Annotated in this window: 23 protein-coding genes; 11 read left to right on the forward strand and 12 right to left on the reverse strand. The window is 49.5% G+C overall.

Annotated elements, in window-relative coordinates:
- Positions 1-118 precede the first annotated feature (118 nt).
- Both JJD41_RS00235 and JJD41_RS00240 read right to left on the reverse strand, forming a co-directional pair.
- Positions 119-466 (reverse strand): 4a-hydroxytetrahydrobiopterin dehydratase, encoded by a 348-nt coding sequence (locus tag JJD41_RS00235; RefSeq protein WP_200664203.1) that lies wholly within the window; start codon positions 464-466, stop codon positions 119-121.
- Positions 467-767: 301 nt separating this feature from the next.
- The gene (locus tag JJD41_RS00240) at positions 768-1,622 is read right to left on the reverse strand and encodes a DUF6671 family protein (protein ID WP_200664204.1); all 855 of its coding nucleotides are present in this window, start codon (positions 1,620-1,622) and stop codon (positions 768-770) included.
- 175 nt (positions 1,623-1,797) lie between these two features.
- Here JJD41_RS00240 and JJD41_RS00245 point away from each other — a divergent pair, with 175 nt between their 5' ends.
- A complete protein-coding gene (locus JJD41_RS00245; protein WP_200664205.1) occupies positions 1,798-2,190 on the forward strand; it encodes a hypothetical protein in 393 nt (130 codons plus the stop codon).
- A gap of 71 nt (positions 2,191-2,261) precedes the next feature.
- Here JJD41_RS00245 and JJD41_RS00250 read toward each other — a convergent pair whose 3' ends face one another.
- Positions 2,262-3,743, reverse strand: coding sequence for a protein adenylyltransferase SelO (locus JJD41_RS00250; protein ID WP_200664206.1), 1,482 nt, complete (start codon positions 3,741-3,743; stop codon positions 2,262-2,264).
- 755 nt (positions 3,744-4,498) lie between these two features.
- On the opposite strand from JJD41_RS00250, the gene JJD41_RS00255 reads away from it, so the two are divergent.
- The 3 genes from JJD41_RS00255 to JJD41_RS00265 all read left to right on the forward strand — a co-directional run bounded on the left by JJD41_RS00255 (position 4,499) and on the right by JJD41_RS00265 (position 7,172).
- A complete protein-coding gene (locus JJD41_RS00255; protein ID WP_200664207.1) occupies positions 4,499-5,599 on the forward strand; it encodes a mechanosensitive ion channel family protein in 1,101 nt (366 codons plus the stop codon).
- Positions 5,574-6,719: a mechanosensitive ion channel family protein gene (locus JJD41_RS00260; RefSeq protein ID WP_234488440.1), complete on the forward strand. Its 1,146-nt coding sequence runs from the start codon at positions 5,574-5,576 to the stop codon at positions 6,717-6,719. Before JJD41_RS00255 ends, JJD41_RS00260 begins: the two co-directional genes overlap by 26 nt.
- A gap of 177 nt (positions 6,720-6,896) precedes the next feature.
- A complete protein-coding gene (locus tag JJD41_RS00265; protein WP_234488441.1) occupies positions 6,897-7,172 on the forward strand; it encodes a Calvin cycle protein CP12 in 276 nt (91 codons plus the stop codon).
- A gap of 115 nt (positions 7,173-7,287) precedes the next feature.
- On the opposite strand, the gene JJD41_RS00270 is transcribed toward JJD41_RS00265, so the two are convergent.
- Positions 7,288-8,469 (reverse strand): HNH endonuclease, encoded by a 1,182-nt coding sequence (locus JJD41_RS00270; RefSeq protein WP_200664209.1) that lies wholly within the window; start codon positions 8,467-8,469, stop codon positions 7,288-7,290.
- Positions 8,470-8,522: 53 nt separating this feature from the next.
- Positions 8,523-10,166 (reverse strand): Ppx/GppA phosphatase family protein, encoded by a 1,644-nt coding sequence (locus JJD41_RS00275; RefSeq protein WP_200664210.1) that lies wholly within the window; start codon positions 10,164-10,166, stop codon positions 8,523-8,525.
- Positions 10,167-10,403: 237 nt separating this feature from the next.
- Here JJD41_RS00275 and JJD41_RS00280 point away from each other — a divergent pair, with 237 nt between their 5' ends.
- The 4 genes from JJD41_RS00280 (at position 10,404) to JJD41_RS00295 (ending at position 14,577) form a co-directional block, all read left to right on the forward strand.
- On the forward strand, positions 10,404-11,285 hold the full coding sequence (locus JJD41_RS00280; protein ID WP_200664211.1) for a 4-hydroxybenzoate solanesyltransferase: 882 nt from the start codon (positions 10,404-10,406) through the stop codon (positions 11,283-11,285).
- A gap of 107 nt (positions 11,286-11,392) precedes the next feature.
- Positions 11,393-11,992 (forward strand): FHA domain-containing protein, encoded by a 600-nt coding sequence (locus tag JJD41_RS00285; RefSeq protein WP_200664212.1) that lies wholly within the window; start codon positions 11,393-11,395, stop codon positions 11,990-11,992.
- Between the two features lie 139 nt (positions 11,993-12,131).
- The gene (locus tag JJD41_RS00290) at positions 12,132-14,075 is read left to right on the forward strand and encodes an FHA domain-containing protein (protein ID WP_200664213.1); all 1,944 of its coding nucleotides are present in this window, start codon (positions 12,132-12,134) and stop codon (positions 14,073-14,075) included.
- A gap of 82 nt (positions 14,076-14,157) precedes the next feature.
- The gene (locus tag JJD41_RS00295; protein ID WP_200664214.1) at positions 14,158-14,577 is read left to right on the forward strand and encodes a hypothetical protein; all 420 of its coding nucleotides are present in this window, start codon (positions 14,158-14,160) and stop codon (positions 14,575-14,577) included.
- A 372-nt stretch (positions 14,578-14,949) separates the two neighbouring features.
- Here the strand turns inward: JJD41_RS00295 and JJD41_RS00300 are convergent, their stop codons facing one another.
- The 3 genes from JJD41_RS00300 to JJD41_RS00310 all read right to left on the reverse strand — a co-directional run bounded on the left by JJD41_RS00300 (position 14,950) and on the right by JJD41_RS00310 (position 16,478).
- Positions 14,950-15,495, reverse strand: coding sequence for a GIY-YIG nuclease family protein (locus tag JJD41_RS00300; RefSeq protein WP_200664215.1), 546 nt, complete (start codon positions 15,493-15,495; stop codon positions 14,950-14,952).
- Between the two features lie 115 nt (positions 15,496-15,610).
- Positions 15,611-15,943 (reverse strand): hypothetical protein, encoded by a 333-nt coding sequence (locus tag JJD41_RS00305; RefSeq protein ID WP_200664216.1) that lies wholly within the window; start codon positions 15,941-15,943, stop codon positions 15,611-15,613.
- Between the two features lie 178 nt (positions 15,944-16,121).
- Positions 16,122-16,478: a HepT-like ribonuclease domain-containing protein gene (locus tag JJD41_RS00310; RefSeq protein WP_234488442.1), complete on the reverse strand. Its 357-nt coding sequence runs from the start codon at positions 16,476-16,478 to the stop codon at positions 16,122-16,124.
- A gap of 399 nt (positions 16,479-16,877) precedes the next feature.
- Between JJD41_RS00310 and JJD41_RS00315 the strand changes: the two genes are divergently transcribed.
- The gene (locus JJD41_RS00315; protein WP_168570015.1) at positions 16,878-17,042 is read left to right on the forward strand and encodes a YqaE/Pmp3 family membrane protein; all 165 of its coding nucleotides are present in this window, start codon (positions 16,878-16,880) and stop codon (positions 17,040-17,042) included.
- A 50-nt stretch (positions 17,043-17,092) separates the two neighbouring features.
- On the opposite strand, the gene JJD41_RS00320 is transcribed toward JJD41_RS00315, so the two are convergent.
- From JJD41_RS00320 to JJD41_RS00335, 4 genes are all read right to left on the reverse strand, one after another.
- Positions 17,093-17,596: a hypothetical protein gene (locus JJD41_RS00320; RefSeq protein WP_234488443.1), complete on the reverse strand. Its 504-nt coding sequence runs from the start codon at positions 17,594-17,596 to the stop codon at positions 17,093-17,095.
- A 205-nt stretch (positions 17,597-17,801) separates the two neighbouring features.
- Positions 17,802-17,999, reverse strand: a complete 198-nt coding sequence (locus JJD41_RS00325; RefSeq protein WP_200664217.1) for a hypothetical protein — start codon at positions 17,997-17,999, stop codon at positions 17,802-17,804.
- 378 nt (positions 18,000-18,377) lie between these two features.
- A complete protein-coding gene (locus tag JJD41_RS00330; protein WP_168570016.1) occupies positions 18,378-18,704 on the reverse strand; it encodes a DUF2973 domain-containing protein in 327 nt (108 codons plus the stop codon).
- Positions 18,705-18,814: 110 nt separating this feature from the next.
- Entirely contained in the window at positions 18,815-19,150 is a 336-nt protein-coding gene (locus JJD41_RS00335) for a DUF2605 domain-containing protein (protein ID WP_200664218.1), read from the reverse strand.
- Between the two features lie 246 nt (positions 19,151-19,396).
- Between JJD41_RS00335 and thrS the strand changes: the two genes are divergently transcribed.
- Complete coding sequence (thrS, locus tag JJD41_RS00340) at positions 19,397-21,223, forward strand: threonine--tRNA ligase (RefSeq protein ID WP_200664219.1); 1,827 nt, start codon at positions 19,397-19,399, stop codon at positions 21,221-21,223.
- Between the two features lie 193 nt (positions 21,224-21,416).
- On the forward strand, positions 21,417-22,223 hold the full coding sequence (locus JJD41_RS00345; RefSeq protein ID WP_200664220.1) for a hypothetical protein: 807 nt from the start codon (positions 21,417-21,419) through the stop codon (positions 22,221-22,223).
- Positions 22,224-22,278: the final 55 nt, after the last annotated feature.

A 22,278-nucleotide genomic window follows, 5' to 3' on the forward strand; every position in this document is an offset into this window, starting at 1 on the left:
AAAAATAGAAAAGATAGGACACGGCAATGCCGCATCCCTACGGAGATATGGGGTTAGATCCTGGCTGAATCCTAGACCCCATTGGATCGATTTGCACCGACGGGCGATCGCCTTTATATTAATTCGCAGAACTAGCGATTTCATCGGTTTTTGCCGCCATAATAAAATCATTGCGGTGCAATCCCGAAATCGTATGCGTCCACCAGGTAACCGTCACTTTTCCCCATTCAGTCAATAAGGCGGGATGGTGTCCTTCCGCTTCTGCTAAATGACCGATTTGATGGGTAAAGGCGAGGGCTTCTTTGAAGTTTTTAAAAGCATAGCTTCGCTGTAGTCGTGGTTCTCCCTCGACTTCGATTAAATTCCACTCCGGAATTTGCGGTTTTAATTCGGCAATTTCTTCGGCATTTGCAGGTTGAGACTGCTTGTTACACGCCGAGCATTTTTCTTGAGTTAAGGTAGCCATTGCGATTTTTAATGTCTTTAACTGCATTCTCAAACTATCGTTTTTTGTGCCAATCTGCCTCTTCCAAAAGTTAGAAAATTCCCTGTTTTAATTTTAAAACGATTGGCTTCCCGATCTCGCGATCGGCAGAAAATGCACCTACAGCACTCGGGGGGATCGAGGAAAGTAGGGGTTTGGTGACCAAACCCCTACCTGGCGAGGGGGATTTAGGGGGATCTAAATGTCTTGCATAACAGAGGACAATGCTATATCTCGATTTTGGAGTGAACCCAATGAGGAATCTATAAAAGCCACAGTTAGTTTAGGGATTGCAATAATGACATTCCCCAGGATTGGCGGTCTTTCGTCCTTCAGGAAACAAAACTTCCTGTTTGAATCCACATTTTTTACAGCCATGAATTTCAGCTAACATCAATGCGGTGGGTAAATTACACCACTCGCAAGGTAATCCCGCTTTGCGTTCGACAACATCAAATCCGGGCCAATTGCATTCGGGACAACTGCACCCTAATTTTCGGATTAAATCTAAGGTTGCTTGTTCGATCGCTTGGAGACGTAAAGGATTGAAATGAGCGCGCATATCGGTTTCTAAATGAACTTTTTTATCTGCCGATCGCGCGAGTCCAGTTTCGATAATCTCTGCTAACTGTTCTGAATCGTTAATTCCTTTAAAAATCTCCTCTTTCTCGCGATCGCCGACAATCGCCACTAATCCATGTTCGGGAAATCGAATCTTTTCGGCAAATTCTAAGGCTTCCTCAACGGAAGAAACCCGCCGATGACTGTAGTTTGTTTTTGTAGAAATGGCTTCGCCAATCACTTCTAAATCTGTCGTGCGATCGTACAGTAAAACCACTTCCCGATTGGAGGGTAAAAACGGGATGGCAGGATGGGGGCCAAAACTGCCTTCACTGGCGATCGCCAACGTTTCTCCCGTCAGTTCGATCGCCGCGATCGCCTTCAAGCGTGCGGTTTCGATTTGGGTTCCCTTCCGCTTAATTTCGCGGGTAAACGTCCCAAAGCGATCGGTGTTAAAGTTTGGCGGGACAATGCTGCGAATTGCCAATTTTTCCGCCAAAATTGGCGCGATCGCCCGTTCTTTACCGTGCATAGTCGCGATCGCCGCTACCCGTTTTTTTAAAAAATCTGCGGTCATCGTTAATCGATCTTTGACTTCCTGAGTTGACAAGAATTTTAAAATTAAATTAGGGATTATTTGAGGGATTTCAATTATAATTATTTATAAACCGATTAATAACAGGTGATGACTCGACTTCCACGAGTTCGCTATAATCGGCGATCGACCCATCGACACCCATTAACCCCAAACCGTGACTGAAAATTTCAATCTAAATCGTGAAATTCCCTCCGCTTGGCACAGCAAACTTGAAGAAATTGCTCGACTGAGACAGACATCGAGCGATTCCATTGTAGCAGAGGCGATCGCGCAATATCTCGGTGAAGACACCCCACCGCCCGATCGCCGTCTGGAAGCGCTAGAAAATCGTGTTTCTCAATTAAGCCAAAATCTCGATCGCCTCCATACAATTTTATCTCAATTACAACTGCAAAACTTATCCGGCGATCGCGATCGGCCATTACCCCCCTCTCCAAAAACTCCCACTGTTTCACCTCCTCCCAATTTCTCGCCGATGGATGAAGTCATTTACGACGAACCCGACGAAATTCTTTACGATTTTCTCGAACCGGAAGCAACGGAATAAGATTTATCGAGAATTTCCTACAGGAATCTATTCCCTACCGACTCGATCGCCGATCGATACCAATCGATTATCTATCGTTGGATCCGTTTGAGCAAATGGTAAAAGGGATCCCAATTGTCGTGTAAGGCGATCGGTTCCCAAATGGCCTCAATTTCCGGACGGACAATAACCGTTTCTGGGTTGTAACGGGTTAAGCGTTCGGTCATCGTCTCTCGTTCGTCTACAGAAATAAATTGCAGTAAATGATAGTAACAATGCCGCCAATGAGTGACAATTTCTTCATCGGAGAAGTTCGGTAAAACTTGGGTGATATCCTCCCACCAGTTGCGATCGAATTGTTTGCGAATTTGCCAGAAAAACTCGTGATAACCGACGTCTGTTTGCTGCAACAAGGCAATCGTTGTTTTCACTAACTCCGTCCCGGCTTCTTCTGGGAAGCCTTCGGCAAATCCCAACTTTGCCAGCATCAAACGGCGATATTCTCGATTGTAATCATCGTAAAATGGCTCTAAAGCAGCGTCCATTTCTTGGGAGTCGGCGATCGCTCGCAAAGGCACTTGTAACATTTGTAAATTCCAGCGACAAATCGGCGCTTGGTTACCGTAACTGTAACGTCCGAAATAGTCGAAATAAGCGGCAGTAAATTGGGGATCGTAACGGGGAATAAATGCATAAGGGCCGTAATCGAAACTTTCCCCAGTAATGGCCATATTATCGGTGTTGAGAACGGCATGACAAAAGCCTGCCGCCATCCACTGCGCCGCCAATTTGGCCACCCGTTTGACTAACTCGGCATAAAACAATATATATTTTTCGGTCGAACTCGGGCGATCGCCGGGTGCATAAGGAACGACCGGATCGGCGTTGGCGCGATCGACCTCGGGATAGTATTGCGCGATCGCGCGATCGAGCAATTTGGCGATTAAATCTTTACGACCCAGATAGTGTAAGCGCTCGAAGGTTCCGAAACGAATGTGAGACTCACTCAGGCGCACCATCACGCACGATCTCGTCGGCGAGGGTTCGTCCCCGCGCCACAATTGTTCCCCCGTTTCAATGACCGTCAAACAGCGCGATGTCCTAACCCCCATGCGATGCAGCATCTCCCCGGCCAAAACTTCCCGAACGCCACCTTTGAGGGTCAGGCGACCGTCTGCGGTACGAGAATAAGGCGTCCTGCCGCTTCCTTTAGTGCCGAGGTCGTATAATTTACCATCCGTACCTCTGAGCTGGCCGTAAATAAAGCCGCGACCGTCGCCGAGTTGGGGGTTATACTCGCCAAATTGATAGCCGTGATAGCGCAAAGCGAGAAACGGACGCACTCCCCGAAACTGTCCGAAGGCTTCGATCAAGTCGTCATCGCGGACGGTCGCCGGATTGAGGCCAATTTTAGCCAGCAAGTCATCATTGCGAAAACGCAACCGATGCAGGGGAAAATCGGCGGCAGTTACGATATCGTAATAGTCGTCCCCTAGGTTTTCTAGGAAGGGTTCGTAAGCGAGATCGAGCAGGGGATTGTCGGTCGCGGGGTTGGGGGTTTCCTCTAGAGTCATCAGTCCGATTTTGCCAGTGGTCTGTTTTGATTTTGCCAGGAAGTGCGATCGATCGCACGGTTGGGAATTTTAGATTTTAGATCTGAGATTTTAGATCTTGCTTTTCGTCTTCCTCGGCGTTGGTGAGGGAATCCGTTTTTACACGGGATACAGTTTATTTTAGGTCAATTTGGGGACGATCGATATAAGTTTAGCCAACAGACATGATTGGGAAAGAGTTATATAGTAATTTTAAATAATTTGTAACCCAACTAGGGAGCAGTATGCTCCCACTTCCAGGGGGTTCGGGGGGTCACCTTGACTTAACTGATTTAGGACGGCTATATAGCAGTTTCTTGAATCCTTTAAATTCAAAAATTACCGCACTAAAAATTAGATTGAAAGGCCAATTCTCCCGTCGTCAATTGTTTATGCTGACTCGCGAACGGCAATCCCGATTTTCCAACGATCGCGATCGCCGTTATATAATATAGGCAGATTACTCGATAAGCTGTCGTTGTTGGCAATGGCGTACCTCTAAGGATTGTGGCAACCTGTCTCTGTACTGGTGCCGATTTGTTTGGGGATTTTTGCTTACTTTTTAGCATTGCCCTGTTTTAGATCGTTATCTCCGTTGACGGACGGTAATAGAAGCCAAAAACTTCTCTATAGATCTCCGATTTTATACCGTATTTTGGCTTTTTGATAAAATTTATTCCCCCCTAATTGTCGAGTAATCTTTTTTGATGTCATCGGTAAGCTAGTGGAGTTTTGCTATGTTAGATGCTTTTCCTGAAGGAGTCATCGTCGATCCGGGATTCCAGTTTTTTTTATTAGGAATTTCCGGCGCGATCGCCTTTCTAGCAGGATATTTCATTCCGAAAATGATTCAACCCGCGATCGCGATCGCCGTTTCCGAAAAAGCCGGAGATACTTATTCTAAAATTGTCGATCCTTATCGGAGTTTAATTGGGATTGTCATTGCTTTAGGAATTACCGATATTTCTTGGTTGATTATTCCTTCTCCCAACGATCTATGGTTTGAGATTGTTGAAATTCCTCTGAGTTTAACATTGGCGATCGCCGCAACTTGGTTAGCCTCTCGGTTATTTTCAAATTTCTTCGATGTCTACTTACTCGATGCGGCGTTGAGAAAGGGGAGAAAAACGAATAGCGAATTGCTAATCCTCGGCAAATATATCGCTAATGCTGCCTTTATTTTTGTCGCAATTGTTATTTTCGCTCAAGCTCATCAAATCAATATTTTAGGGATTTTGGCAAGCTTGGGAATTGGCGGTTTAGCGGTAGCTTTTGCGGCGCAAAAAACCTTAGAACAACTCCTCGGTGGAATCGTGCTTTATGTCGATCGCCCTTTCTCGGTCGATGACTATATCGGCTTACCCGACGGCACTTTTGGACGGATCGAATCGATCGGATTGCGATCGACAAAAATCCGCTCTTCCGGGAAAGGAACCTTAATCATCGTCCCCAATAGTTCCCTGACTCAAGTTACTATTGAAAACTTCACTGGGGCGAAAAAAGTGATGGCTATTTTATATCTCAATTTGCATCAAGTTATCCCCAGTGAAGAACGCGCCTTAATCCGTCAAACCATTGTCAATAGTACCGACGATATTTTTGGGATCGACTCGCGCAATACCGATGTAGCGTTCCGCGATCGCAAAAATGGCGGTGACAATATCACCCAAGTTCAAATTACCTTTTTCATCTTAGGTTCGGGCGATGTATCGATGGATTTACGGCGTCAACTGCTCGATTTAGCCACTCAAAGTATTACTCAACAGTTGAGAGGTTACGGCATTGAATTTGATATTGAAGAGTCTACCATTTATGTTGATTCCCCAATTACTATCTAACATGGATTTTTCCGATGTATTGAGTTTCTTTGTCAAGCCAGAAATCCGGCGATTAATCGGATTTTTCATATTTTTCTGCTTGTCTTTGCTGGTCGGCGAATATACCCCGAGCATCGTTAGAATCATTATTCACCGCTTTTCTCCCCAGCAAGTTACGATTATTTACGATAACTTGATCGACCCAATTAAAGGAGCCTTCAAAACCGCCGGGAAGTTTATTTTGATTTCTCTAACCTTTATCTGGTTGGAGCAAGATTATCAAGCGATTAACAACTTTCTAACTCCATTTATTAATCTCGGAGTTGTCAGTAGTGTGGCTTGGTTGCTCTCGCGGTTGTTCCGTCAGTTCGTCCGCTTTTACGGAATTGACTTGATTCGCAAACTCGGGCGAGAAGTCGATGAATTTTTGCTCGTTTTCGAGACATTAGCTAATATCGTGATTGGTTTTTTTGCCGCCTTGGTTTATGCCAATAGTTTGCGCATCAATTTAATTGGTTTAATGGCCAGTTTGGGGATTGGGGGTTTGGCGGTGGCTTTCGCCGCCCAAAAGATTTTAGAACAGTTACTCAGTACGATCGTGTTGTATTTAGATCGTCCTTTTATTCCCGGGGATTACATTCGCTTGCAAAACGGTCAGTTAGGACGGGTCGAATCGATTGGGTTGCGTTCTACTAAAATCAGGACTTCGGCCAAAAGTACCTTATTTATCGTTCCGAATTCGACGTTGATTAGTATGGAAATTGAAAATATTACCCGGGCGAAAAAGGTGATGGTCTTACTCTATCTTGAGTTTTTCCGGGTATTAGACCAACGGGAACATGCTCTCGTTCAACAGACGGTGAAGGAAAGCACGAATTCTCTGTTTGGAATCGATCCGGGGAGTACGAAAATTACGTTTAACGATCGCTTCATCAAGCGCAATGAGGAAGGGTTTGAGAAAGAAATTACCCAAGCTCGCATTACTTTCTTCATTCTCGGATCGAGTGAAAACTCTATTGAGTTGAGAAAGCGATTGCTCGAAATTGCCAACGATTCGATTTCGCACAAATTGCGATCGTTCGGCGTCGAATTTACGATGCAAGACCCGACGATTTACGTGGAATCCCCGGTCACACTGTGAGATAAGTCAGGTAAGTTTACACTCGATCGCGTTTGGTAATGAAGTGTTACGGTTTTACCCCCTTCCAGATCGGGTTTACGGGGCTAGAATAAAAACATGAGGTCCAAAAACGATGGTTTTCGACGGATTCACTCTGTCAAAGAACCGCAGATTTATATTTCAGGAGGGATACACCTCATGTCTCCAACGTTCGCTAGTTCCGCAACTCCCCTCGGTGTCAGCCCTTATACCGAAAAAACTTTAGGCGATCGCATTGACGACGCGATCGCCGAAGCACGAGCGATTACCGACGAAAAAGGGGTAGAATCTCGTGAAAGCGCAGTTGCGTGGGATATTGTCGAAGAATTACTGTCAGCTTCGGCTCATCGTCGCGAAAAATTGCCCAAAAACGCCTTTGAAGTCTATTGTTCGGAACATCCCGAAGCTCAAGAAGCGCTGATGTACGACGTTTGATCCCGATCGCTCCCGACGGTTGACGGTTAACGATTGACCTCAAAAGATCGCGCGATCGCCCGACCCCAACGATCGCGCGAAGCGGCCCCAGGCTTTGCGGTTATCCGCACTACAGTTAAGGCGATCGCTCGCCTTCTAAATCGATCCAAGAACACCGACGATAGTGCCGTTCGAGTAACTCTAAATTCGGGCGCGCTTCCTCATCTGAAGGCAGTTCCAAGCGTCGCCCCGCTAATTTTCCATAGCTCGTTTGCGCTAATTCTGGCGCGATCGCTACGGTCAGTGTTTTTGGATCGATCGCCAGTAAATTCTGGTTAAATAAGTTATGTAAATCGGCGCGCAAAATTAAGCCATTTTCTAAGTCTTTTGCCCCCGCCGCGCGATCGCGATCCAGCCGCACCGCGTCGATCGCCGCCTCTACCTCACATCCAGTCAAAGGGCAGCGACCGCTATATGCAGCGAGCAACTTCGTGCGAAACTCGGGTGATTCGCGTCGGCTCCACCACCACGCGACCCAAGGGATCGCGCCGCCGCCGACGATCGCTCCGGCGATCGCCCCGGCGCCCAAGATCAGAAAAAATTGACGGTTCGAGTCCGGAACCGCGCCCACCTGGGGCATTTGGGCGATCGCCAAACTGCTGCCGATCTCCTCTTGCGCCGCCTCCGCATCCACCGCCGCCTCTCGAACCCGGTCTAACTGCTGTTGCTTGAGTTCGACTCGTTTCTCCAATTTTTGCCGCTCTTCGGCGTCGCCACCTGTATAATTGTCCCGTGCTTGGCGGGCCGCCTCCAACTCCTTGCTAATTTCCGGCAATTGCCGCTCGATATTTTGTAACACCCCTTGCAAAGAATTTTGATTGAGCAAACGGCTTTGTTGGATCATCGCTTGCATCAATAATTGCGCGGTTTCTTGCGCCGATTGCGCCGTTTCGTCGCGATAGTAAACCTCCAGCGCCGAATTCCCGTCTCGATTGACAACCCGCAGTGAAATTCGCTCCAATAACGTCGGTGGGGTTTCGTTCACCCGCGAACTCACCGCTTCTAAAATATTATCTGCCAGCAAAATTTCTTTAGACAGTTGCTTCCCTTGTTCGAGAATTTGGGTAGCCGTTTGGGAAAAAGAAATCGGCGGATTTGCACCGACTAAAACCCCACGGGCCACATATTTCGGAAGGGGATCGAGACCCATAAAGGCCCAAATTCCCGCGCCGCCGACGCTCATTGTAAAACAGGCGATCGCGATCCATTTCGAGCGATTTAAAAGCTGAAAATAACGTCGCATTAATGACCCGTTCATGGGGAATTCCCGAACGACAACAAACCCGCACGATTTTGAAGCTTCACCCCAGTTTATCTCACGCCCATCGGCGTTTTGATTAACTCGACAACTAACTTCACCTCATATTCCTGCTCGAAGACTTCTTTTTTCTGTTCCAAACTCCACAATTCGAGGGCGCATTCGTCGCCGGGATCGGTGGGGTGTAACTTCAAGCAAACCTCTTGCTTCTGTTTGTCGTACTCGCATTTTACTTGGGCGATCGCCCCGATCGAACGGCGATCGAGCGCCACCGCCAAGCGCAACAGCGCACTTAACTGAGACACTAACTTCCGTTCTTGTTTGCTCGGTAAATTGCTATAATTATCGTGTTTTTTCTTCGGCGCACTCTTGCGGTGGTAGCGCGCTAAATTGGCGATAATTTCAATTTCCGTTTCCGTATAACCGAGCAGTTCGCTATTGCGAATTAAATAATAAGAATGTTTGTGGTGCGACGAATGATTGACGTGAACCCCGCAATTGTGCAGGATCGCCGCCGTCCACAGCAATTCGCGCTCTTCGAGGCCCCACTCGTGGAGGCGATCGCGGGTTTGGTCGAACAAACTCAGCGCAAACGCCGCAATTCGCTCGCTAGAGTCCAAATCCACCTGATATTTGCGCGCAATTTTCATCGTACTGCGCTGGCGGATCGAACTTTGAAACCGCAAGCGGTCTTCGATCAACCCGTGGGTCAACATCCAATCGACGATCGTCCCTTCGCGCAACGCCCGCTCGCAAATAGCGATCGACTCGACCCCCAACATCGCCATCGTTTCTTGTAAAATCAGCGCCCCCGCCACGATGATCTCCGATCGCCGCTCCGACATCCCCGGAACGTCCGCGCGTTCCTCCTCGGACATCTTGCGCAACCGAGAGATAATCCCGCGCAGATCGTCCAAACTCATCTCGTATCCCGTCAACACTGACGGTTCCGTTCCCAAGGTCTCGCGCGCGTGAATTTCCGCCAGGGTTTCGATCGTTCCCGAGGTTCCCACCAAGCGCGGACGTTCCCCGGGTTTGAGATGCGCTTGCAACTCTTCCACCGGACGTTCCATCATCCCGCGAATGTACGCTTGCAAATATTTAAACTCTTGACTGCTAATCGGGTCCGTCGAGACAAATTCGCTCGTCAGTCGCACCGCGCCGACCTTGGTACTACTCAGCGATCGTGGTTCCTGTCCGTCCCCGAGAATCAGTTCCGTCGAACCGCCGCCGATATCGATAATCACGTGGGGTTCCTGGTTGAAATCCATCCCCGAAAGCACCCCGAGATAAATCCGCCGTGCTTCTTCCTGACCGGGGATTAAATTGACCCGTACCCCCACCTCTTTTTCGAGCAGTTTTAAAAAATCTTTACCGTTAGGCGCTTCGCGAACCGCACTCGTCGCCACCGCGACCACCTGTTCGGCGTTGAGCACCGTGGCAATTTCGCAAAAGCGTTGCATTGCAGCGATCGCGCCCTTCATGATTTCCGGTTTCAGATTCCCGGTCTTCACCTCGCGATCGCCCAAACGAACCGTTTCCTTTTCTCTCGCGATAATCGTAAACGTCGGTAGGGTCGGATCGATCCGCACCACCACCATATGCAGGGAATTCGTCCCCATATCGATCGCCGCTAGCGTGCGCTGTTTCTCCGCCGACGGCGCCGGAATTCTCATGACTGGAACAGACTTGATCATAACGATCTCTTTTGAGGGATACCCTCACTCAGACCTCCAGCCTAACAATATCGTATCCCGTGCGGGGAATTTTAGATTTTAAATTTTAGATTTTAAATTTTAGATGGAGAGGGCCACGTTTTTCGTTCTAATTTCTATAGTCTGACGGGTAGGGAGACCCCCGCTACCGACCCTCCAATCTTCTCAATCCCTTACCATCGCTGTAATCATTCATCCAACAAGCCATCCAACAAGCTCATGCTGAGTTTACATCCTCACGAAACCGAACCCACTTGGTCTAAAATCGTGCGACTTTTACGGTGGGACAAACCCGCCGGACGCCTTATTTTAATGGTTCCCGCCCTTTGGGCCGTCTTTTTAGCCGCCGAAGGAACTCCACCACTTCCCCTTGTCGGCGTGATTATTTTAGGAACCCTCGCCACCAGCGCCACCGGATGCGTCGTCAATGACTTGTGGGACCGCGACATCGACCCCCAAGTCGAACGCACTCGAACCCGTCCCCTCGCCTCGCGCGCTTTATCGGTCAAAACCGGGATCGTCGTCGCCGTTATCGGCTTAATTTGCGCCGCAATTTTGGCGTTTTATCTCAATCCCCTCAGTTTTGTCCTCTGCGTCGCCGCCGTTCCCTTGATTATTGGCTATCCTCTCGCCAAACGGGTGTTTCCCGTCCCCCAACTCGTTCTTTCTCTCGCTTGGGGATTTGCAGTGTTGATTAGTTGGAGTGCGGTTACCGCCGATTTGAGCCGTCCCACCTGGATTTTATGGGGCGCAACCGTGTTGTGGACCCTCGGTTTCGATACGGTTTATGCGATGAGCGATCGCGAAGATGACCGCCAAGTTGGTATTAATTCTAGCGCTCTCTTTTTCGGCGATCGCGCCCCGGAAGCCGTCGGTATCTTTTTTCTCGGAACCAGCGCCTGTCTGGCGAGTTTGGGCATGATTTTAAATCTGTATTTTTCCTTTTGGATTGCCCTCGCCGTTGCCATCTTTTTCTGGGCTTGGCATTACTATCAACTCCGCTTTCACGAAGAGTCCCGACCCTATAGCGCCATTTTCGGTCAAAATGTTTGGATCGGCTTTATCGTCCTTTTGGGTCTAATTTCCGGCAGTCTATTTTAGATGAACTCCCCGTAAGGACATGGCATTGCCGTGTCCTTACCCTTTTCAAAACAGGGGATAAATTATGGCATTTTTTCACACTTTTTTCACACCACGAGTCCTCTTTTATGAATCCTCAATCGTCATCAACTCAATGGCAATTAACCCTAAGTTGGACTGAGTTAGGACAACAAAGAACCGAAACCATTAGCGAAACCCAAGCGGCTAAAACTCCCGGACTGGTTCGCCTCGGTCGCGACCCCCAACAATGTGATTTTGTCTTTGCTGAAGAAGCAGACAGTCAAAGTATTTCGCGCCTCCATATCGAAATTTTTTTTAAATCTGACTGGCAACGCTTTTATTTACGCAATCTCAAACCCAATAATCCTGCGATCGTCGATGGCGGTCGTTTGATTGAAGGGGAAATCGCCTTAAATACTGGAAATATTATTTATTTAGGACACAAGAAAATAGAAGTGGTTGAAATTGCTAAAATTCGAGGCGATCGCCCTCCCGAAACCGTCTTACTGTCTCAAGATCCTCCTCCTTCTGGACAACCCGAAGAAGTCGATCGGCCCGTTTTATTCTCTCCGCCAAAATCGAGTCATTTAAAATGTCCGAACTGTGGTAAAATATTGCCTGCAGACATGCGAAACTCAGCCTGTACTACCTGCGGTCATTTTCTCGTAGATGCCGTTAGTATCGTCACGAACGATCCGATCGAATAAGTTTTATAGTGTGTACAAATTTCAGTCACTAATCGTTAGATAAATTCTATTTTATCAAAAAACATAAATTAATTTGGCAAAAAGATGCGGATCGACGGTCTATTACAAATCACTGGATAACTGATTCAATTGAAGATTCATGAATTCCGAATTTGGTCAAATCCAATTACAGTGGACCGATCCGAAAACCGGACAGGTGCGATCGCCCTATTTAAACCCACCGATCGCCCTCGGACGAGTGTTTAACGAAATGCCCGCCGAAATCAACGGTCGGCGCGTTTCTCGCATCGTTCTCGACGGCGATCGCGTCTCCCGTTACCACGCGACAATCGCCGTCGAACATAACCATTTAGTCATCATCGATCGCCTCAGTCGCAACGGCACTTTTATCAACGGCAATCCTTGCGATCGCCTCATGCTTTCCCACGGCGATCGGCTCCAAATTGGCCCTTTTGAAATCACTGTTTCTTTTAAAAACAATAGCCCGACCGTCGTTCCCTTTCATCCCCAAACAGGCTTACCCGATCCCGCCCCTTCTCCAACTCAAACCTCCTCTAACTTTCCCCCCGCCGAATTTAGCAAAGCCGAATTTATTTCCTTAAAATTCCTCCAAAAAACGGGCAATTTCAATCCAGAAACCGATGAATTTCTGTATGCAGCCGTCGGCGCCGGAATCGGTAGTTATATCTTCGTCGATTATCTAAGAATTTGTGGCGTCAGAAGTCGCCATATTGTCGCCATCGGGAACCAGCCCAAACCTTACGGAAAATATCAACAACTCTGTCTCAATTCTCAAATTCCCTTACACGAACGCTTGCAATCGAATTCCGATTCTTGTCCCGATAACCTTTGGGGATGGCCCGGTTACGCCTTACGGGAAGCATGGCGCGACCTTCGCCAAGGAAAAGGCGATCGCGCCGTCCGCTATTTGTGGCAGGTCTTCGCCGAACCCAATTTCGCCGAAACCTATACCCCGCGCGCCGTTGACCTGTTTCGTTCCATCGATCGCGAAGCCAAGCGGATCGGCTGGGACGAGATTTATCGTTATGGAAGCGTGCGCGCCATTCGCAAAACCACCGACGGACGTTATGCGATCGCCTACTCCCTCGGCGGCGGTCACTACGGCTATCTCGTCGCCCAAAACGTCCAGATCGCCACGGGTTATCCCGCCATCCGCTTTCTCGAACACCTGCAAGCCTACCGCGATCGGACTGGAGATCTCACCGCCGTCGTCAACGCCTACGAAGACCACGAAACAATTTACGAAAAACTTGCACAAAATGGCGGGACGGCGATCGTCGAAGGACGCGGAATCGTCGCCTCGCGCATCATTCAGCGTCTCTGGGAAGTCCGCCAAACCTCCGGATCGAATTTGCAGATCGTGCATTTAATGCGATCTCCCGTCGCCGACGGTCATCAATTCGGTTGGGCCCGCCGTCCGGTGAAACATCATTGCGAACTGCAACCCTTCAACTGGCCCAAAGCCTGCTGGGGCGGCGACTTGCGCGAAATGTTAGAAAAAGCCAACCCCAAAGAACGCCTCGCCTTGCTACAAACTTGGGGCGGAACCACCACCGCCGACCGCCAAGATTGGCAGCAGATTATCGAAACTGGATTGCGCCAGGGCTGGTATGAAATGACCTTCGCCACCGTCAGCGAAGTCCGACAAAAACCCGATCGTCGTCTCCACGTTACCCTGCAAGCCGCCCAGGGCGATCGCGAACTTGACGCAAACTTCATCATCGACGCCACCGGACTCGAAGCCGACCTCAGCAGCAGTCCCCTCCTCAACGATTTAGTCACCCACTACCAACTCCCCCGCCTCGATAATGGCAGACTCGCCGTGTCGAACGACTTTGAAATCAGTTCGATGTATAACAATCCCGGTCGGATGTATGCCGCAGGCGCCATTACCCTCGGCGGACCCTATGCGGCGGTCGATAGTTTCCTCGGTTTACAATATGCTGCCCTGCGGACCATCCACAGCCTGCGATCGTGCGAAGCCCCGCAAATCAAGGCTTTAAGCGGCTGGCGGTCTCTCAGTCAATGGTTGAAATGGGCCGTGGGGCGATCTCCCGGTTAATACGGTTCTCTTTCTCGCCGACCTAAATCAAATAATAATAAATCTAAAATCTAAACTCTAAACTCTAAACTCTAAATTCCCCATGACTTTTACCCTATTCGGACGCTGGCAAACCCGGATATTCCTGATTTCAACAGTTGGCGTACTCGTGACGGTTCCGTTCGCAGCGATCGCCTCTTATTCCTCATTAACTTTTTTGCTAATTCTATTTTATCTCACCCTATTGGGACTCATTTGGGATGGATTGTACAACTTTTTACAACAGTTTAAATGGGATCGAGATTGGCCGGGGATTTTTCAACTCTTCGCCGGAATTTGGGAAGCTTTGTTTCTCATCACGCTCATCAAATCGATCGGTTTACCCCTGATTCCCAAAACCTTAGCTATCCCGATCTTTGTCGTTCACTACACTTGTGTGTGGTTGGCGATCTATCTCAGTTCTCAAATTTTAATGAAACTCCTGTTTCCTCACTGGCGGTTTCACGGCGGTCGTTTATTTTAAACCTCCAAGCTGTTAAGTCACCCCAACTCAGGGGTTTGGAAACCACAGCCCTACTTGTCTAGGGTTTGGAAACCACAGGGTTTGGAAACCACAGGGTTTGGAAACCAAACCCCTACTAGATTATTTTTATTCTCTTTATCAACAGTCTCTTCAACTGTACCGGAGTAACTATAGTTTGGAAACCACAGGGTTTAGAAACCAAACCCCTAGATTATTTTTATTCTCTTTATCAACAGTCTCTTCAACTGTACCGGAGTAACTATAGCCAGCCTTATTTTTCTAATAAAAAAAGCCTTTAACTGTTACCCTTATCCAAAACAAAAGGTGGGTCAATTTCCCACCTAAAAAATATTTTGTCATCGCCTCAAACACCTATTTGAGATCGAGTAACCCCGTTTCTTTTTGCTTCGGATTAAAACGCAATTTTTCGCTCAATCCTCTTGCTTGTAATGTCTCTAAAAGTTCCGCTTCTACTCGTCGGGCTATTTTTTTCAAACATTTAATTTGAGACAGTTCGTACCCCGATACTTTTTCATAACTTTCTCGTTCTTCCTCGGTCATCATTGTTTTAACATCGATCGCCTGCGTCCACTTTGCCTCGTCTTCGCCATTTCCCGGCGGAACGGAACCATTTTCGGCAATCCACGCATCGCGAATTTGTTCGAGAATGCTGCGACTGGGGCGATCGATCGTTTCAACTTTAAACCAATAACAGCGATCGCACTGGCGGACGAAATGCTGTTTTAAACTCAGAGAAATATCCCGAGAATAACCGATAAACTGTAGGTTTTTGGCTTCGTCAAAGATAGCGTAAACCCCAACTTTCTTAGCAAAACTTTCGTCGAACAGTCCCCCTTCGTTCAAATAGGGAAGATAATCGAGACTGGCGAGGGTAGGAATATTTGTTTGGGTTGTCATGGTAAATTGAGAAAGATTGGATTCGAGCAAAGGGCGATCGCCTGGGAAAGGCGATCGATAGCCGTCTGCGAACAAGCGTCAATGGCAACAATCAGCTAAAAAAGCCGTAAGTTATTTAATTTTCCGAGTTAATTTTCCGATAAATGGCACAGAGGCGACTCGGTTTAAAAACTTTGGCTTTAAACATGAACGGCGGCGGGACATTAATCACGAGATAATCGTCGGATTCGTGATAGGACTCGAATTCTTTAGGCATTCCTTTCGGCGTATTTTCGCTATAAGGAACGGGTTGAAACAGTTTTTCGGTAAATTCCAAGGCTTTACACTCGGTTTGCGCCATCATTTGCCTTAAGAAGGTTTCGTCTGTCAGCAAGCTGAAGAGGGTTGCTTGGGCGTCCGGGGTGAGGGTAAAGCTGGCGTCAAAGTTTTGAACGATCTTGAGACCCATTAGCAATCGGTTGGGATAACGTCAAACGGGACTGGGCCGATTCTCCTGGGGAGACGCTTTCGCGTTCCCCTCGAATCGTTTTCATGGCGATCGGCTCGCAGTTCCCTCACCGATTTTACGATCGCTGTTTCGATTTGAAGGTTAAGTTTTACCAAGCGCGCGATCGCCTTAGATCGCCTTAGAACGCTTCTTGCAGTTTTTCCTCGGGCATCACTTTTTCAATTTCTGCAATCAATTTAGGTAAGTCATTCTGCACGGTATTCCAAACCACCTCTAAATCGATCTTGTCGTATTCTTTGACAATCTGATTTCTCATTAAAATTAACGGAATCTTAGATAGGGAAATTCTCGTCCCTTCAGACAGTCGGCGTTCGGCTTCTCCGATAATTTCCAAGCGTCGGATCGCGGCATCTTGCAGTTGGATATCTTCTAAAAAGTGACTCCAAGAATGTTGCGATAAATAACTTTCTGCAATTTTGGCCGACACTAACATATCGTACAAGTAATGTAAGTCTCGCGGTGGCATCGGTCGCATGAAAATTCCCCTCGATTGACTAAAAAACATTAATTTTGAGGTGTTGAATGCCTCTCAATCTCCTCGATCGCCATTGCTGGCGTTGACCGCGCCCCTCGGGGAAATATTCAACCGTCGAGGCTTAAATTGTACGGGGAGGCGATCGCGCGGCAATTCGGGTAACAAGATAATGGGTCTAATCTAACAAAGGTCTTTTCCCGATTGGGAACCATCGACCCGAACAGATCCGACCATCCGAACGACGAACCGGATTGCCTTCTGGTTTTTTCTACCTTGGTGCAGATAGCTAGGGGCAAGCCGAATCGTTATTATCAATATAGATGTAGCGCGAACCCTTGCAATTGGCTAGGGCGATCGCGAAAACCCAACTCGAATTTTAACCGAAGGGAGGATTTGACAATGGATTTGGTCAGAATCTTATGTGCGATTTTTTTACCGCCCCTGGGCGTTTTCTTGCAAGTGGGATTGGGGAAACATTTTTGGATTAACTTGCTGCTGACAATTTTTGGGTTCTATATCCTCGGGATCGTTCACGCGGTCTGGATTATTGCCAAAGTCGATTGACCCAGACCCGCTACCGTCGAACGGCGATCGCCCGCCCCCCGGCGAGTCCCTCAAACGACCCGATTGACAATCGTCCACACTTCGCCGTCGGATCGGACGTGTGGGACGGAAATGCTTTTAAATCCGGTAATAAAGGGCTTGTAATAGACCTGCCAATAACTCGGGGAAATTTCATCGGCGATCGCCTTGAGCGCTTTGACTTCTTCGGCCAGTTCCACTGCCAGGTCGTTAATCCGTTCGGCGTGGACGATCGCCCGATCCCGCGCTCGCTCCACGCGCTCTTGCATCGGGTGGCGTCGGTGGTAGCGAGCCAGTTCCCCTTGTTTGCGCTCTAATTGCACGTTCAAGGCGGCGATCGCGTCGTCGATCCCCTTCAATTCGGCGGCAATTTCCGAGGTTTCGCGCGCCTGACGCCGATAAGCCTGGGCGAGTGCTTCCGGCGAAATTTCGCCCGGATCGACTTCGATCGCGGGCAATTGGGCGCGTTCTCGTTTTAACGATTCAATTTGAGTGACAATCGCCGCTATCTCGGCTTTTAGTTCGTCGATCTTCATGGGTTCTCACGTGGATGGTAAAAGAGAGGTCGTCAGGATCGACTCGCTCCCCCTCTGCTATTATCCACTCTCCCTAGAGGCGATCGCGCGATCTCCAATGCACTGGTCGCCGACAAAGAAACGTGCTGGGTGCGGGTTCGCCGAACTGAGCGATGTTTGGAGATCGCCGCCAACTGGAGTATCGGCGCGATCGCCACTCCCGAGTCTATACCGATTCCGATTGGCTCGGGGTCGCCACCGCCACCGATCCCCGAGAACTCTCGTTCTCTCTACTTTTCTGCGTCTTCGACACCAGATCGGCGATCGCCTTCGACCAATCCAAGGTCAGCAACCTCGGCAGCAGAATGCAGATCGTTGCGTTGAAAAGGGTTAATAAAGTAAAGTCAAGCCAGTTTGTAAACATAAATTTCTAACTCCGTATTCAACTGATTGAGGCGATCGCCCGCCGTGCCGATCCAAAAATTGGTAATAGAACCCCCAAGGTGGAGGAGTCAAAGGCTCCCCCACCTGCATCAAATATTTCGATTCTTTCCTCTTGGGCGACACCTTGCCGCCGATTAGAACCAGTATGACGGCAAAGTTGGAGCAATCGTCACAAACGCAAGTTTAATTTTCTTTTGTTTTGGATAAGATATTTTGATGGTTTTGCCATCTCAAGCGATCGTTTTTATGGTAATAAAACCGGAATAAAAACAACGAGGGGCGATCGCCATGCTCGTTCCAACGGCCAACTGCCCCTCCAACTTATTCAAATGGGTTAAGATTCGATCGCACCCCAGCCTCAAACGTCGTCCCGTCTTTCCCCCGCTTTCCCCGGAGAGGAATCGTAAAGGGCGTCAAGCCGTTCGCGCACGTCGTCCACACTCATCGATTTCATCACCATCAACGGTTCGCTGACCACCTGACCCGACGCATCGAGCAGTTCCGGATGGGGCGTCGGACGTCCCTGAGAACGAGCTACGGGAGAGGTCGGCGCTTGCTGGTTCCATTGTTTGGGAGGATAAGTACGGCTCGATTCGCTACTGAGGGTCACTAAAGAGCGAATTAAGTTTCCCACCGCCAGAAAAGCCAAAATCGTAAACGCAAGAATATAAAGCAGGTGCAACATAGTAGAGTTCCTCCGGGGCGAACAGACGTTAGGGTGAAAATGAGAAGCCAATCCCAATTGGCTAAAAAATTTTATCTTTAACAAGCGATCGAGCGCACCACTGACAAGCTTTAGCCGTCAGTAGACCGACGGGCGGAATTTTCCATACGAAACCGCATCGCCACTTGCCAGCATTCAGTCAACAATCGGTGCCACGGCATTAACACTTCCATCTCTACACCCGCTTTGCCGTCGGTGGCGTCAAACAGCATCTGAGCCGTGCTGACTTCTTGCTGGGCGCGTTCTACCCGGGACAGTAACTCTGCTTGCGCCCGATCGCCGAGAAAGCCGATTTTTTCAGTTTCTAAGAGCTTGCGCGATCGCCCAAACCAATATTGGAAATCTTCTAACAACGGTTCGAGTACGCTTTTAAGCAAATCCGGTTCGGGTAGATTGGGATTCAGCATAAATGAAAAATGACTTACTATTCTAGGCCAATTTTAACTTACTTTACAATTTGTAACATTTGAAGGCGGGTTTTTCAAGAGCCAACGGCCCCCGGGGAGCGGCATTCGCCCCGATCCCCGAGGATCCCAGCCCCTCCGAATCGCGAGAGTGGGCGATCGCCGCCGAGGAACCCGAGGACTCACGCAACAGCCATTAAAATGAAAAGTTGTAAGACCTAAAACATAGGGATTGAAATTAAGCAGCCGATGCCTAGTTCGTCTCCGCCTCCCGAGGAAAACCCCGCCAAAATCGATCTTCCGAAAACGGAAGAATCCGATCGCTTAAAACGGATTCGCCATACCGCCTCCCACGTCATGGCCATGGCCGTTCAGAAGCTCTTTCCCAAAGCTCAAGTCACGATCGGCCCGTGGATTGACTACGGCTTTTACTACGACTTCGACCATCCCGAACCGTTTACGGAACAAGACCTCAAAGCCATCAAAAAAGAGATGGTCAAACTGATTAACAAAAAGCTGCCCGTGATTCGGGAAGAAGTCAGCCGCGAAGAAGCCCGACGCCGCATCGAAGCCATTCAAGAACCGTACAAACTCGAAATTCTCGCCGACATCAAACAAGAACCGATTACCATCTATCACCTCGGCGAGGATTGGTGGGACTTGTGCGCCGGGCCTCACGTCGAAAATACCGCCGAACTCCACCCCAAGGCGATCGACCTCGAAAACGTTGCCGGAGCATACTGGCGCGGCGATGCCAAGAAGCAACAACTGCAGCGCATTTACGGTACCGCCTGGGAAACCCCCGAGCAACTGCAAGAATACAAACGCCGCAAACAAGAAGCCCTCAAACGCGATCACCGTCGTTTGGGTAAAGAACTCGGCTTATTCATCTTTTCCGATGCCGTCGGCCCGGGACTGCCCTTGTGGACCGGGAAAGGAACGATCGTGCGATCGCTGCTCGAAAACTTCCTCAAAGAAGAACAAGTCAAACGGGGCTATCAAGGGGTCGTCACCCCCCACATCGCCCGGGTAGACCTGTTCAAGCGATCGGGCCACTGGCAAAACTATCAAGAAGATATGTTTCCAATGATGGCCGAGGACGAGCAAGCCGCCGCCGCCGAGCAAGGCTTCGTCCTCAAACCGATGAACTGCCCCTTTCACATCCAAATCTATCAAAGCGAGTTGCACTCCTATCGCGACTTGCCGATCCGACTCGCCGAATTCGGCACCGTCTACCGCTACGAACAGTCCGGCGAACTCGGCGGCTTGACCCGGGTGCGCGGCTTTACCCAAGACGACTCCCATCTATTCGTCACCCCGGAACAGTTAGAGTCGGAATTCCTCAACGTCGTCGATTTAATCCTGTCCGTCTTTAACAGCTTGCACTTGCAAAACTTTAAAGCGCGACTGAGTACCCGCGACCCCGAATCGGACAAGTATATCGGCGATGACGAAGCCTGGGAAAAAGCCGAAAATGCCATCCGTCACGCCCTCCAAACCCAGGGGATGGATTACTTTGAAGCCCCGGGAGAAGCGGCCTTTTACGGCCCGAAACTCGACTTTATTTTCCGCGACGCCCTCGAACGGGAGTGGCAGTTGGGAACGGTGCAAGTCGATTACAACTTGCCGGAACGCTTCGAGTTGGAATACGTCGCCGAAGATGGCACCCGTCGCCGTCCGGTGATGATTCACCGCGCGCCGTTCGGTTCGTTAGAACGCTTGATCGGGATTTTGATCGAGGAGTATGCCGGGGATTTCCCCTTGTGGCTGGCTCCGGTTCAAGTGCGCTTGTTGCCCGTCAGCGACCAGTTTTTACCCTATGCCCAACAGGTGGTCGCTCGGATGCGTCAACGGGGCATTCGCGCCGAAGTCGATACCAGTGGCGAACGACTGGGCAAATCGATCCGCAATGCGGAGAAACAAAAGGTTCCCGTGATGGCGATCGTCGGCGCGAAAGAGGTCGAATCTGAAAGTTTGAGTATTCGGACTCGGGCTTCGGGAGAACTCGGCTCGATGAGTGCGAGGGATGTCATCGAGAAAGTAGAAGGGGCGATCGCCGATCGCACTAACTTCTAAGCGCTGAGGTGGGCGACCGTGCCCACCTTATCCGTGGAGTCCTTGCAATTGCCCGGTCGGCTAAGATTTTTGGCCTCGACGACCGCGATCGCACCGATTGGGACAGGCCCGAAGGGTCTCGATCGGAGCCGTTCTCCCAAATGGGATAACATACTTTAACAACTTGGAAAATCACAGACGTGCGCTAAACCCTATGGGGCAGAAACGCTGGCTATTTCTTTTAAAACTCTTCCTGTTAATCCTGTTAGGGGGCGCGTTGGGTTTGGCTGCGTTTTGGTCTGCGTTTTGGGGCGATTCGATCTATCGGACCGTCGCCTTATGCTTGCCTGCGGCTTTAGTGGTCTTTTGGCCGATCGCCAACCATTTAGCCACTCGCCCTTACCGTCGGACTCTCGCCAGACACGAAAGTGTCCTCGAAGTCGGTCTTCGCTTTTTGGGAACCGTTCTCGCGGCGATCGCGGGGGCGGGAGCGGCGATCGCCGGGGGAACGGCCCTCGTGTGGGCGGCCATGGGTCAGAGCGATCGCGCCATTTGGGCGGCCCTGTTGGGGCTCAAAGCCCTCGGTATCTGTGCCGGATTGGTCGCTTTCGTCCTCGCCCTCGTTTTTGGCGGCGATTGGCTCAGTCGGAAGGTGAAAGCGGTCGAAATCGATATCCTCTATCTCTGTGGCGCCGGAACGGCGATGTTAGTCTTCGGGAGCTTGGTGTTGGGCGAAACCTGGATCGGCTATCTCGACCCGCAACAGGTGGCCGATCGCAATGCCCTCGCCACTTGGATCGGCGTTCTCGGTGTCGTTTACGCGATCGTCCAAATTATTGCCGCCACCGAGAAAGAAAAGCGCGCGGTCACCTCAGACTCGACGACCACGGCTGTGGTAGTAATAATAATGGCTGCTTTATTTTGGGCGCTCGGAGAAGCCTTTGTGCCTGTAGTCATCGGCGTTTTAGCGTGGCTCGGGGCCTTGGTGTTGGACAAGGAATGCAATCGTTCCAAATGGTAGGGAGTTCGGGGCGAGCGAACCCCGCCTTGGGCGCGCGATCGCCCCAAGTGACGGT

Source organism: Oxynema mangrovii CENA135, assembly GCF_016632315.1.
GTDB classification, from domain to species: Bacteria; Cyanobacteriota; Cyanobacteriia; order Cyanobacteriales; family Laspinemataceae; genus Oxynema; species Oxynema aestuarii.